Annotated in this window: 14 protein-coding genes and 1 tRNA gene; 4 read left to right on the forward strand and 11 right to left on the reverse strand. The window is 72.5% G+C overall.

Going from position 1 to position 12206, the window contains the following annotated elements; translation table 11 throughout:
• Nucleotides 1-81: 81 nt before the first annotated feature.
• Nucleotides 82-1275, forward strand: coding sequence for a glycosyltransferase (locus MED15_RS07625; RefSeq protein WP_112735171.1), 1194 nt, complete (start codon nt 82-84; stop codon nt 1273-1275).
• A 6-nt stretch (nt 1276-1281) separates the two neighbouring features.
• Here the strand turns inward: MED15_RS07625 and MED15_RS07630 are convergent, their stop codons facing one another.
• Entirely contained in the window at nt 1282-1911 is a 630-nt protein-coding gene (locus tag MED15_RS07630; RefSeq protein ID WP_112601521.1) for an HAD-IA family hydrolase, read from the reverse strand.
• 236 nt (nt 1912-2147) lie between these two features.
• Here MED15_RS07630 and MED15_RS07635 point away from each other — a divergent pair, with 236 nt between their 5' ends.
• On the forward strand, nt 2148-2891 hold the full coding sequence (locus tag MED15_RS07635; protein ID WP_112582600.1) for an SDR family NAD(P)-dependent oxidoreductase: 744 nt from the start codon (nt 2148-2150) through the stop codon (nt 2889-2891).
• 92 nt (nt 2892-2983) lie between these two features.
• Here the strand turns inward: MED15_RS07635 and MED15_RS07640 are convergent, their stop codons facing one another.
• The 3 genes from MED15_RS07640 to MED15_RS07650 all read right to left on the reverse strand — a co-directional run bounded on the left by MED15_RS07640 (nt 2984) and on the right by MED15_RS07650 (nt 4264).
• On the reverse strand, nt 2984-3532 hold the full coding sequence (locus MED15_RS07640; protein WP_112735173.1) for a hypothetical protein: 549 nt from the start codon (nt 3530-3532) through the stop codon (nt 2984-2986).
• Between the two features lie 115 nt (nt 3533-3647).
• The gene (locus tag MED15_RS07645; RefSeq protein WP_112582598.1) at nt 3648-3851 is read right to left on the reverse strand and encodes a heavy-metal-associated domain-containing protein; all 204 of its coding nucleotides are present in this window, start codon (nt 3849-3851) and stop codon (nt 3648-3650) included.
• On the reverse strand, nt 3848-4264 hold the full coding sequence (locus tag MED15_RS07650; RefSeq protein WP_112582597.1) for a nuclear transport factor 2 family protein: 417 nt from the start codon (nt 4262-4264) through the stop codon (nt 3848-3850). Before MED15_RS07650 ends, MED15_RS07645 begins: the two co-directional genes overlap by 4 nt.
• An 85-nt stretch (nt 4265-4349) precedes the next feature.
• Here MED15_RS07650 and MED15_RS07655 point away from each other — a divergent pair, with 85 nt between their 5' ends.
• On the forward strand, nt 4350-4937 hold the full coding sequence (locus MED15_RS07655; RefSeq protein ID WP_112732951.1) for a TetR/AcrR family transcriptional regulator: 588 nt from the start codon (nt 4350-4352) through the stop codon (nt 4935-4937).
• A gap of 31 nt (nt 4938-4968) precedes the next feature.
• On the opposite strand, the gene MED15_RS07660 is transcribed toward MED15_RS07655, so the two are convergent.
• The 5 genes from MED15_RS07660 to MED15_RS07680 form a co-directional block, all read right to left on the reverse strand.
• Nucleotides 4969-5040: transfer RNA gene (locus tag MED15_RS07660), tRNA-Val, on the reverse strand.
• Between the two features lie 76 nt (nt 5041-5116).
• On the reverse strand, nt 5117-5581 hold the full coding sequence (locus tag MED15_RS07665; RefSeq protein ID WP_112601473.1) for a peroxiredoxin: 465 nt from the start codon (nt 5579-5581) through the stop codon (nt 5117-5119).
• 88 nt (nt 5582-5669) lie between these two features.
• Nucleotides 5670-6107 (reverse strand): DUF3052 domain-containing protein, encoded by a 438-nt coding sequence (locus MED15_RS07670; protein WP_030330240.1) that lies wholly within the window; start codon nt 6105-6107, stop codon nt 5670-5672.
• A 113-nt stretch (nt 6108-6220) separates the two neighbouring features.
• A complete protein-coding gene (locus MED15_RS07675; protein ID WP_112601474.1) occupies nt 6221-8761 on the reverse strand; it encodes a thiamine pyrophosphate-dependent enzyme in 2541 nt (846 codons plus the stop codon).
• A 51-nt stretch (nt 8762-8812) separates the two neighbouring features.
• Complete coding sequence (locus MED15_RS07680; RefSeq protein WP_124855812.1) at nt 8813-9217, reverse strand: MarR family winged helix-turn-helix transcriptional regulator; 405 nt, start codon at nt 9215-9217, stop codon at nt 8813-8815.
• A 274-nt stretch (nt 9218-9491) separates the two neighbouring features.
• On the opposite strand from MED15_RS07680, the gene MED15_RS07685 reads away from it, so the two are divergent.
• Entirely contained in the window at nt 9492-11138 is a 1647-nt protein-coding gene (locus MED15_RS07685; protein WP_112601475.1) for an alkaline phosphatase D family protein, read from the forward strand.
• A 135-nt stretch (nt 11139-11273) separates the two neighbouring features.
• Here the strand turns inward: MED15_RS07685 and MED15_RS07690 are convergent, their stop codons facing one another.
• A complete protein-coding gene (locus MED15_RS07690; protein WP_167457620.1) occupies nt 11274-11678 on the reverse strand; it encodes a YjbQ family protein in 405 nt (134 codons plus the stop codon).
• Between the two features lie 26 nt (nt 11679-11704).
• Nucleotides 11705-12175 (reverse strand): hypothetical protein, encoded by a 471-nt coding sequence (locus MED15_RS33800; RefSeq protein WP_181562549.1) that lies wholly within the window; start codon nt 12173-12175, stop codon nt 11705-11707.
• Nucleotides 12176-12206: the final 31 nt, after the last annotated feature.

Here is a 12206-nt window from a genome sequence, read left to right on the forward strand (position 1 = left end):
ACCGGCCCGGGCACGCCAACCGTTTCCCCGCCCGGGGCGGACGGGACGGCCGGGGGTGCGCGGGCGGGCGACGATGGCAACGTGCGGATCGCCCACGTCAGCGACAGCCACCTCACCAACCCGGAGGGGGTGGCCACCTCGGTCGGCACCACAGTGGCGCTGCTGCGCGCCGCCGGGCACCGGGTCGTGCTGCACTGCCCCGGTCCACTGTCCCGGTGTCGCCGCCGACCGGGCGAGGTGCCCTCGCTGTCGGTGCCGACCCGGCCGTACCGGTTGGCGCTGCCCCGGGCGCCCAGCGCACCGGTCGACGTGGTGCACGTGCACACCACCGGCCCGCTCGGCGTCGCCGGCCTGCGTTGGGCCGCCACCCGGGGCGTACCGACCGTGCTGACCTGGCACACCGACCTCGTCGCGTACGCCGCGCACTACCCGGAGATCCCGATCGGGGCCGCGTACGCCGGCCTGCGGCTGGGCCTGCGCTGGCGGGCGGGCGACCTGTGGGCGCTCGCTCATCCCGGACCGGGTCGACAGGCCCGACTGGCGGCGCTCGGGCGAACCCTCCTGGCCCACACCACTGTCCTCATCGCCCCTTCGGCGAAGACCGCGGCGATGATGGCGACGATGGCGGGGCGTACACCGATCCTGGTCCTGCCGACCCCGGCCGCCGCGCCGCACGCCGACGCCGACGACCGGCGGCGGCTGCGGGCCCGGCTCGGCATCCCGGCGGACGCGCCGGTGCTGCTCGCGGTCGGGCGGGCCACGCCGGAGAAGAACCCCGAGCTGCTGCTGGCCGCGTTCGCCCAGGTCCGCCGCGAGTTGCCGGCCGCCCGGTTGGTGCTGCTCGGGGCCCGGCGGCACCGGCTCTCGGTCCGCCGGATGGCCCGCCGGTACGGCGTCACCGGCGCGCTGCACCTGCTCCGTCCGGTGCCACGCCACCTGGTCGGCGGCTACTACCGGGCGGCGGACCTGCTCGCGTTCGCCTCCACCACCCGACCGGTCGCCGAGCCCAGCCCGGCGGCGTTCGGGGCGCTACTCACCCGGCTGCTGACCGAGCGGGAGTTACGCGGGGCCGTGATCCGGGACGGCCGGGCGGCGGCGACGGACTGGTCCGCGGAGCGCTACCTGGCCGAGCTGGTCAGGCTGTACGCGTCGCTGCCGCCCGTCGGCACGGCGCGAGCTGCTATCGGCAAGGCGCGTCGAGGTGACGCGGAGGCCAGGTCGGAGCGACCAGTCGGCCCGCCGCCGGTTCGCCTGACTCAACGGCGCACTGGTTGACAGTGGTCAGGGTGCCGACGGCGTGGACTCCAGTTGGTGCGCCAGTTGGGCCAGGTCGCGCAGGCGCAGGTCGCCGTCGAGGCCCTTCAGCGCGGCGGTCATCGCCCCGGCCGCCCGCCCGGCCCGCAGGCCCACCTCGGCGTCCTCGACGACCAGGCACCGCCCCACGGGTACGCCCAGCAGCGCCGCGCCCAGCAGATAGCCCTCCGGGTCCGGCTTGCCCACGCTGACGTCCTCCACCGTGACCAGCACCGGCGCCTTGATGCCGGCGGCGCCGAGCCGGGCCTCGGCGAGCCGCCGATCGGCGCTGGTCACCACCGCCCACTGCAACGCCAGCCGGGCCAGCGCGTTCAGTAGCTCGTGCGCCCCGGGGGTGGCTGTCACGTCGGACAGGTCGTCGTACTGCAACGCCAACTGCCGGGCCGCGGCAGCGGCGACCGCGGCCTCGTCGAGCGCGGGCAGTAGCCGGCGGATTGTCCGGTCGGCCGGGCTGCCGTGCGCGATCGCCAACGCCGCCGCCGGGTCGACGGCGTACTCGGCGGCCCACCGCTCCCAGGCCCGCTCGACGGCGGCGTCGGAGTCGACCAGGGTGCCATCCATGTCGAACAGCACCGCGCCAATGCCTGCCAGTTCCACGACCACGCTCCCCGAATCGCTCGCCCCACCCTCCCCCACCTCGCAAGATCCGCGCAACTTCGGTGACCCCGCTGTCTCGTCGCCTGGTGAGGCAGCAGGATCCGTGAAGTTGCGCGGATCATGGCGGCCGCCGGGTCCGCAGGCCGTCGAGGATCGCGGGTATCGGACCTTGAGGTCGGAGCGAGACGTCCGATGGCCGCCAGACGGAAGGGCTGCGCGGCCAGATGATCGTTTGCATGACGACGACACTCAACGACAAGGTCGCCTTGGTGACCGGGGGTTCCCGGGGCATCGGAGCCGGTATCGCACTGCGCCTGGCACAGGACGGCGCCGACGTGGCGCTGACCTACCGGCAGGACGCCGCGCGGGCCGCGATCGTGGTGAAGCAGATCGAGGCGCTGGGCCGCAGGGCGCTGGCGATCCAGGCGGACGGCGCCGACCCGGACGCGGTGCGGGGCGCGGTCGACCGGGCAGCCGCCGAACTGGGTCGGCTGGACATCCTGGTGAACAATGCCGCGGTGTTCCTGGTCGGCGCCCTGGACGAGCTCGGCTCGGCGGAGATGGAGCAGACGATCGCGGTCAACATCCGGGCACCGTACGTCGCCGCGCGGGCAGCCCTGCGGCACCTCGGCGACGGCGGACGGATCATCAGCATCGGCAGCAACGTCGGTGAGCGGGCGGTCTTTCCCGGGCTGACGCTCTACGCGATGAGCAAGACCGCTCTGGTCGGGCTGACCCGGGGCCTGGCCCGTGAACTGGGCCCACGGGCCATCACCGTCAACCTGGTCAACCCCGGGCCGACGGACACCGACGCCAACCCGGCGGACGGACCGAACGCGGCGGCGATCAGCGGATTCACCGCCGTCGGCCGGTACGCTCGCCCGGCCGATATCGCGGCCACCGTCGCGCACCTGGCCAGCGCCGAAGCCGGCTACGTGACCGGTGCGGTGGTCAACGTGGACGGCGGCTTCACCAGCTGAGGAGCCCGGGCGGCGTCGACGCGCCATCCGACGCCGCCCGGCCTCAACGATCGGCAGGCGCTACGGCGCGGTGGGTCAGGAACGCCGGCTCGTCAGGCGGGGTGACCCAGCACCTTGCGTACCGTGTCGACGAACGAGATCCGGCGCTTCGTCCGTACCTCGATCGCCGCGAGCCAGCGCTCCCGGTGCCGGTCGCGCAGCGGCGCGCTCCCGTCGCCCGACTCGTCACCCAGTCGGCGCTGGTCGGCGTACTCCGTGGTGAGGCTGGTCAACACGGCCCGGCCGGCCGCCGCGACCTCCGCCGGGCCCTCCAGCAACACCAGGTTGTACGCCTCGTCCACCGTGCGCATCGCTGCGTACGCCTCGTCGTAGCCGGGCATTGGCACGCCCCCACCGACGTCCAGCCACCGCCGGTCCAACTGCCGGTACGCCTGGTCGCAGGCGCTCAGGAACCCGACGTACGCGTCCCGCCGCAGCTCATCCCGACGCGTCGCCCGGCGCTCGGCACTCTCCTGCCGGGCGACGGTGAGCTGGTGAGCCAGTTGCCGACGGGTGCTGAGTGCGCCGACCAGCCCGGTCAGGGCGGCGGCGGCCAGGGTGGACAGAGAGGTGATCAACGCGACGGCGACGGTGTCCTGCACCCGCCCATCATGGCGTGACTCACTCCGGGCTCCGCCGAGGCGGGTCTTCTCTGGTGAAGGAAGCACCCCACCCAGGGGGATCGACGACGGGCCGAGCGTCGCCCGCAGGTAGGTGTCAGTGCAGTTCGTAGCCGGCTTCCTCGACTGCGGCCCGCACTTCGACGAGGTCGAGGAGGCGGTCGCTGTTCACCGTGACGGTGTCGTGTTCGACGTCCACCGCCACGGCGGTGACGCCGGGGATTCGCTCGATCTCCTCGGTGACGAAGCCTGCGCAGTGCCCACAGGCCATGCCGATCACGCGATAGGTGCTGACGGTCATGTCGACACCCGCCCCCGGTCGCTCACCTCGACGGGCACGGAACGGGTGAGCATGTGCGCCCGGCGCATCCGCCCGTCGTCAGCGAACTGCCCGAAGAAGTGGACGTCCACACTGCCCTCGCGCTTGGAGGTCTGGAAGTGCAGGGTGTAGCGGGCGGCGATCCGGTCCCCGTCCGCTATCGCCTCGTGCACCTCCCACCGGGCGCCGGTCTGGTGCTTGCGCGCCGGGCGGGTGTGCGCGATGAGCTTGGCGCGGTCCATCAGGTGGCCGTCGGCGACCTGCAGAATGTCGGGCGTGTGGTACCGATCGACGATCACCGCCGGATCCTCGTCACCGCGAACCAGGTCACTCATGAAGGAGGTGAAGAAGTCGGTGATGAACTCCTTCGGATCGGTGTCATCGAGCGCGCCCATCTCACCACCATCAACTAGTGATCTCCGCCGAACCTTTACAACTCGTAAAATATCTATCTCCGAGAACTTTGGCAAGGTGTAAGAGATGAACCGTTCAGCGGAGCGCAACCGTCGCGCCGACGCCCGCCGCAACTACAGCGCGATCCTCGATGCGGCAATCCGGCTACTCGACGCGCAGCCCGATGCCAGCCTCGACGCCATCGCCACCGACGCAGGGCTGACCCGGCAGACCGTCTACGCCCACTTTCCGTCCCGCGAGCACCTGATGGCCGCCATCGTCGACCGGATCACCGACGACGCCGTCGCCGCGATGGACGCCGCCGAGCCGGACACCGGTGCCGCCGCGGACGCGCTGATCCGGGTGCTCGAGGCCGGCGCCCAGATCGCATCGCGCTATCCGGTCCTGGTCCAGCAGATCGCGGCACTCCCGGTGAGCCCCGACATCGACGTGGCCCGCCACGCCCCGGTCGCCAAACGGATAGAGCAGGTAATCCAGCGCGGTCAGGCGAGCGGCGAGTTCGACAGAGGACTCCCCGCCGACTGGCTCGCCGCGATCACGATCAAGATCGGCCACGCCGCAGGCGAGGAGGTCGACGCCGGCCGGATGACCCGCGCCGAGGCGGCCGAAGCGCTGCGTACCGCCCTGCTCCGAGTGCTCCGCCCCGGGAACTGACTCTCGGGACGGTTTCGTTGGTGATGAAGGGTGGGCGCGGCAGGTTTCGAACCTGCGACCCCCCGCTTGTAAGGCGGGTGCTCTCCCACTGAGCTACGCGCCCGGATCGCCCGTGTGGCGGGCCGGTGGCTGGCAAGCTTACCTGCCCGCCACCGACCCGGGCGCACGGCGTACCCCGGTCAGTTGGTCGCTTCGGCGATGGCCTTGCGCCAGCCCTGCTGGTCGCGGGCCTCGCCCGGGCCGTTCATCTCGGCGAAGCGGACCACGCCGGTCCTGTCGATGACAAAGGTGCCCCGGTTGGCGAAGCCGGCCACGTCGTTGAAGACCCCGTACGCCTGGGCGACGGCGCCGTGCGGCCAGAAGTCGGCCAGCATGGGGAACTGGTAGCCCTCGCGGTCGGCCCAGATCTTGTGGCTGTAGGCCGAGTCGACGCTGATGGTCAGCACCTGGACGTCGTCGTTCACGTACTCGCCGAGGTTGTCGCGCACCTCGCCCAACTCGCCCTGGCAGGTGCCGGTGAAAGCGAGCGGGTAGAAGACCAGCAGGACGACGCGCCTGCCCCGGAAGTCCGAGAGACGCACCTCCTGGTTGTTCTGGTCCTTGAGCACGAAGTCGGGTGCTTCGGCACCAACCTCGATGGGCATGCGAACTCTCCTCGCGTCGAGTCGGGGTGACGGCACCAGCCTGCTACCCGGCGGTGGGCGGACCGTCGGGCGAGCGGAGCGGCGCTGGTTACTTCTTGGCCTTGGCCCCTCGACGGAGCACCAGACGGGCGCCGCTCCAGTCCCGGCCGGCGTTGACGGTCGAGGTCTGCTGAAGGCCGGCAGTGGGCGCGGACTCCGCGACCTCACTCGGCTCGACGTGCCCCTCGCGCCCCGCCTTCGGGGTGAGCAGCCACACGACGCCGTTGTCGGCCAGCGGGCCGAGGGCATCGACGAGCAGCTCGAAAAGGTCGCCGTCGCCGTCCCGGTACCAGACCAGCACCGCGTCGACCACCTCGTCGGTGTCCTCGTCGACCAGATCTCCACAGCGGTCGGTCAGGGCGTCTCGGAGATCCTGGTCGACGTCATCGTCGTACCCCATCTCCATGACGACCATCCCCGGTTCGATTCCGAACCGGTCCGCCAGGCTGCGTACCCCGTCGGCGGCCTGACCAGCGGTCGCGCTCACTGTCGCGTGCCTCCTCATCTCGTCCCTGCTCGCGGCGTCGGTGCGACGGCCGTCAGGCAAAGTCCACACAGTTGTTGGTCTGCGCGCAAGTGGCGCACCGGGTGGAACGGAATTTACCGTGCCAGCAGCGTACGGGCACCGTCGGTAATGGCTTCCGCGGAGACCAGTACGTGACGTGCTGCCGGACCTAATGGTACAAACGAGTCAACTCCCGCCACTCGACGTGCGGCACCGACATATCCGGCGTCGACCAGCGCGGCGATCACGCCCTCGCCGACCCCGCCGGAGCGGCGCGTCTCGTCCACCACCAGCACCCGGCCGGTCGCCGAGGACTCCCGGATGATGTCGGCCACCGGCAGCGGAGCCAGCCAGCGCAGATCCACCACGCGGGTGCCCACCCCCTCCTCGGCGAGGACGGCCGCGGCCCGCAGCGACATCCGCACCCCGTTACCGAAGGTGATGATGGTGAGGTCGTCCGCCGACCCGACCCGGTAGACCCGGGCCCGCCCGATCGGCACATGGCCGGCCACCCACCCGCCCGGCTCCGGATAGCCGGCCAGCCACTCCCCGTCACCCTCCGCGTACAGGTCGCGGGTGTGGTAGAGCGCGATCGGTTCCAGGAACACGCAGACACTGCCGTCCACCGCCGCGCTCGCCAGACAGGTCCGCAGCATGGGCGCGGCGTCGTCCGGCCGCGCCGGCACCGCGACCACCAGACCGGGCACATCCCGGAGTACGGCCACCGAGTTGTCGTTGTGGAAGTGCCCGCCGAACCCCTCCTGGTACGCCAGGCCCGCCACCCGCACCACCATCGGGTTGCGGAACGCCCCCTGCGAGAAGAACCGCATGGTGGCCGCCTCACCGCGCAGCTGGTCCTCGGCGTTGTGCAGGTACGCCAGGTACTGGATCTCCGGCACCGGCAGCATCCCGGCCAGCCCGGCACCGAGGCCCAGCCCGAGCACCGACGTCTCGTCGAGCAGGGTGTCGAAGACCCGGGCGGCCCCGAACCGGTCGCGCAGCCCCTTCGTCACCCCGTACACGCCGCCCTTGGCGGCCACGTCCTCACCGAAGAGCGCCATCTGCGGATGGTCGAGCATCCCGTCGGCGAGCGCGGCGTTGATGCTCTGCGCCAGGGTCATTGGCCCGGCCAGCTCCGGCGGCTTGCCGCCGAACGCCTCCGCCCGCGCGCCCGCGCCCGGCCCGCTGGCCCGCGCCGCGGCGTCGGCCACCGCCCGCGCCACCCGCACCGGACGGCGTGGGGCCAACGCCGACACCACGTCGGCCGCAGAGGCCAGCTTCGGCTCGCCCAGCACCTCCTCGGCCAGCCGGCGTACCTGCCAGCCGGTCTCGTCGTACCGGGCCAGCAGCTCCTCGCCGGTCGCCACCCCGGCGTCGACCAGCAGCCGCGCGGTGGCGGCCACCGGGTCCCGGTCCAGGTCCTCGGCCAGCTCGGCCGGACTCCGGTACGCCGACTCCGCGTCCGCCCCGGCGTGCCCCATCAGCCGTACGGTGCGCAGGTGCAGCACGGCCGGCCGCCGGTTGCGGCGTACCCAGGCCGCGGCCTCCGCCGCCACCTCGTACGTCCGCACCGGGTCGGCTCCGTCCGCGCTGAAGTAGCGGATGCCCGGCTTGGCACGCAGGGTCGCCTCGACCCAGCCCTCCGGCGAGCGGACGCTGATGCCCAGCCCGTTGTCCTCGCAGACGAAGAGCACCGGAATCCGCAGCCCGGCGTGGTCGTACCACCCGGCGGTGTTGAAGGCGGCTGTGGCGCTGGCGTGGTTGACCGAGGCGTCGCCGAAGGAGCAGACCACTATCGCGTCCGGCGGCCAGGGGGCGTGCGTGGCGCCCGCGCCACTGCCGACCCGCACCCCGGCCCCGGTACGCCGTCCGGCGCTGTCCAGCCGGCGCAGCCGCTCCACGGCCAGTCCCATTCCGACCGCGCGGGGCAGGTGCGAGGCGATGGTGGAGGTGGTCGGCACGATGGCGAGGTCCGCCCGCCCGAACACCTTGTGCCGGCCCCCCGCGATCGGTTCAAGGCTGGACGCGGCCATCCCGCGCAGCACGTCCCGGGCCGCGTCGGCGTACGCCGCGAACGCGTTCGCGGCCCCGGTCGCCGCGGTCGGCTCGGTCCCGGCCGGCTCCGATTCGGACAGCTGCGGATCGGAGGTCGTCTCCGGGTCACGTGTCGCTGCGCCGTCGACGGTCAACTCACTGTCGGCGGACCGCGCTCGGTCGGCGTCCTGATCGGGGTCGGCGGTCCGTGCCCGGACGGCGGACGGCACGGAGTCGGTGGCCAGCGTCGGGTCGGCCGCGACCTGGGCGGCACGCAGACAGTAGAAGGCGCCCGAGCGGTAGTGCAGCAGCGCCGGATCGGTGGGACGCAGCGCGGCGGCGACAGCGGCGTTGCCCTCGTGCCCGGCCGAGCCGATGGTGTAGAAGCCCTCCCCGAAGCTGCGCAACCAGCGGCCGGCCAGGTCGAGCTGCCGGCTGGTCACCTGCGCGTCGAAGAGGTCCAGCACCTGCGCGCCGGTCAGCGGGGCGTCATCGGTGACCGGGTCGGCGGGGTCACGCCGCCGCTCGGCGGCAGGCAGCGCCGCCAGCGTCTCCCGGAACCGGTCGTCGAGATCTTGCGGGGTGGTCACGTCGGACAGCATTACCGACGGAAGCCCTGCTCGCCCAGTGGGACACGGCCGGCGGGGGTGCGCTCACTCCGGCCCGAAGGACTCCGGACAGCCGCCGTCGGACACCTTCCAGACCAGGTCACGAAGGGTGCTCAGCTCCTCGTCGCTCAGCCCGGACAGGAGTCGGGAGTCGGACATCACCTCGATCACCCGCGCCCGCACGACGCGGCCCTCCCCGGTCACCACCAGCGTCTTCTGCCGCCGGTCCGTCGGGTCGGTGCGGCGCTCGACCAGCCCGGCCTGCTCCAGCTTGTCGACCAGCACCGTCACGTTCGACCGGTCACAACCCAACTGACCGGCGAGATCCCGAGCCGGAAGCGGGTGATCCGGGTCCAACTCCCGCAGCGCCCGGGCCGCCGCCGGGGTGAGCCCCAACTCGGCGAACGCAGAACCCTGCCGGTGTCGCAGCGCGGCCGTGACGTGCGCCATCCGCCGCACCACATCGACGGCGAGACCGGCCCGATCCACCCGTTCACCTGCCGCGGGAACCACCTCCTGCGTCACGGCCACATGGTACGCAGAGACGGGCGTCGTCGGTCAGGGCCCGGCCGGATCACACCCGTCGGACGGCGGTCAGCACCGATCGACAGCTGTCATCGGTGTTCGACTGCTGGCGACAAGCAGGGCCACTCAGTGTCATCTGTCGGCCATCGGGGCTCGCGAGGCTCCCGGAGTCACGAAGATCGGACTCTGGGGAGGATTCGTGTCACTGTCCCGACGTACCATCCTGCTGTCCGGCGCCGCGATCGGCGCCGCGGGCGCGGTCACCGGGCTGCCGGCGACGGCCGGCGCGGCACCGGGCCGGCCGCTGGCCTACCCCTTCACCCTCGGTGTGGCCTCCGGCGACCCCGACCACGACGGGTTCGTGTTGTGGACCCGCCTGGCCCCACAGCCACTGGCCGAGGACGGCCTCGGCGGCATGCCGGACCGCGACGTGCCGGTGCACTGGGAGTTGGCCGCCGACGAGCGGTTCCGGCACGTGGTGCGCCGCGGGGTCGCGGTCGCCCGCACCCGCTCGGCGCACAGCGTGCACGTGGAGTTGGCCGGTTTACTGGCCGGACGCGAGTACTTCTACCGGTTCCGGGCCGAGCGCCACGTCTCGCCGACCGGACGCACCCGCACCGCCCCGGCACCGTGGACCATGCCAGCCGCCCTGGCAATGGGCTTCGCCTCCTGTTCCCAGTACGAGCACGGCTACTTCACCGCCTACCGGCGGCTGGCCGAGACCGAGCCGGAGCTCATCCTGCACCTGGGCGACTACCAGTACGAGTACGCCCCGGACACGTACAACGTCCCCGGTGGCAACCCGCGTGACCACGAGGGCCCGGAGACGCGGACGCTGGCCAACTATCGGCAGCGGCACGCTCAGTACAAGACCGACGCCGACCTGCAGGCCGCGCACGCGGTGGCGCCGTGGGCTGTGGTGTTCGACGACCACGAGGTGGAGAACAACTGGGCCGACGAGGTGCCCGAGGCGCCGGACCCGGAGTTCCCCGCGCGGCGGGCGGCGGCGTTCCAGGCGTACTACGAGAACATGCCGCTGCGGCGCACCTCGATTCCCCGCGGCATCGACATGCAGCTCTACCGACGGGTGCGCTGGGGGCGGCTGGCCACGTTCCACATGCTCGACACCCGGCAGTACCGCGACGACCAGGCCTGCGGCGACGGCTACCGGGACTGCGCGGCGGCATCGGACCCGGCCCGGTCGATCACCGGGGCCGAGCAGGAGGCGTGGCTGCTGGACGGCTTCCGCCGCTCGGACGCCCAGTGGGACATCCTGGGCCAGCAGGTCTTCTTCGCTCAACGGGACAACAACTCCGGCCCGCTCACCGTCACCAGCATGGACTCCTGGGACGGCTACGTCGCCTCTCGGGACCGCATCACCCGGGGCTGGTTGGCCGCCGGGGTACGCAACCCGGTGGTGCTGACCGGCGACGTGCACGCGCACTGGGCCAGTGATCTCAAGCTGGACTATGCCGACCCGACCTCGCGCACCGTCGGCACCGAACTGGTCTGCTCCTCGATCACCTCGACAGGTGACGGCGCGGACTCGGCGTCCGGCTCGCACCCGTGGTTCGCGTTCAACCCGCACCTGCGCTTCCAGAACAACCTGCGGGGGTACGTGCGCACCACGATCACCCCGGGACAGCTCACTGCCGACTTCGACGTGCTGCCGTACGTCAGCCGGCCGGGCGCGCCCGCGTACACCCGGGCCTCGTTCGTGATCGAGGACCGGGTGCCCGGCCTGCACCAGACGGCGGACAATCCAGTCCCGTCAGCGGCCCGCACTGCCGCGCCATCCGCGGACCCCGGCCAGCAGACCGTCCAGCAGGAGACCGTCCGCCCGTAACCAGCCCGACGCCTCAAGATCCGCGCAACGTCAGGGAACTTGTTGCCTCGCCACGCGCTGAGCCAGCAGTTCCGGGGAGGTTGTGCAGATCTTGAGGCGGGCCGGCGTCCCGGGACGACGGCCGGGCAGGCGCGGTCAGGCGGGGAGGAAGGAGAAGCGGACCTGGCGGGTCGGGTTGTCGCCGTTGGTGTCGACGAGGCAGATCGACTGCCAGGTGCCGAGCGCCAGCCGACCGCCGAGCACCGGCAGCGTGGCGTACGGCGGGATGAACGCCGGCAGCACATGGTCGCGGCCGTGGCCGGGCGAGCCGTGTCGGTGCCGCCAGCGGTCCTCGGTGGGGAGCAGGTCGTCCACGGCGCTGAGCAGGTCGTCGTCGGAGCCCGAACCGGTCTCGATGATCGCCAGGCCGGCGGTGGCGTGCGGCACGAAGACGTGCAGCAGGCCGTCGCCCTCGCCCGAGACGAACTGCTGGGCCTCCGCGGTGATGTCCCGGACGGTCGGCCGGGACCCGGTCTGGACGGTGATCACGTCGCTGCGCATACGTCGCATTCTGCCGCAGCGTGCGGTCAGGAGCTGCCGCCACCGCCGCCAGAGTCGCCGCCACCGGACCACCCGCCACCGGAGTCACCGCCGGACCAGCCGCCACCGGAGTCACCGCCGGACCAGCCCCAGCCGGACCAGCCTCCCCCGGAGTCGCCGCTGCCGCCGGCCGGCTCCGTGCTGTCGGAGCTGTCGTGGTCGCCGTCCCGCTGGCGGCCGACGTGCCCGCTTCCGGCGTCCCCGGCGGGCATCGGGTAGAACCCGTACCCGCCGCCGTCCGCGTCCGGACGACGGCGACGGCCATCCTGGCCGCTCAGACGGGCCGCGCGGATCGCGTCGCGCAGCAGGCCCCCGCCGAGCACTGCCACCAGGGCGCCCAGGGCCACCAGTCCGACCATCGGCAGGTTGCCGGAGGCGAGGGCGACGGCGCCGATGACCAGGCCAACCACCCCGACAACGATCATGGTCGCGGCGACCGCGACACGGCGTCCGTTCATGGCGGTAACGGTAGGAGTGGCGGTCAAACCG

The sequence above is a fragment of the Micromonospora noduli genome (assembly GCF_003264475.1).
GTDB lineage: Bacteria > Actinomycetota > Actinomycetes > Mycobacteriales > Micromonosporaceae > Micromonospora > Micromonospora noduli.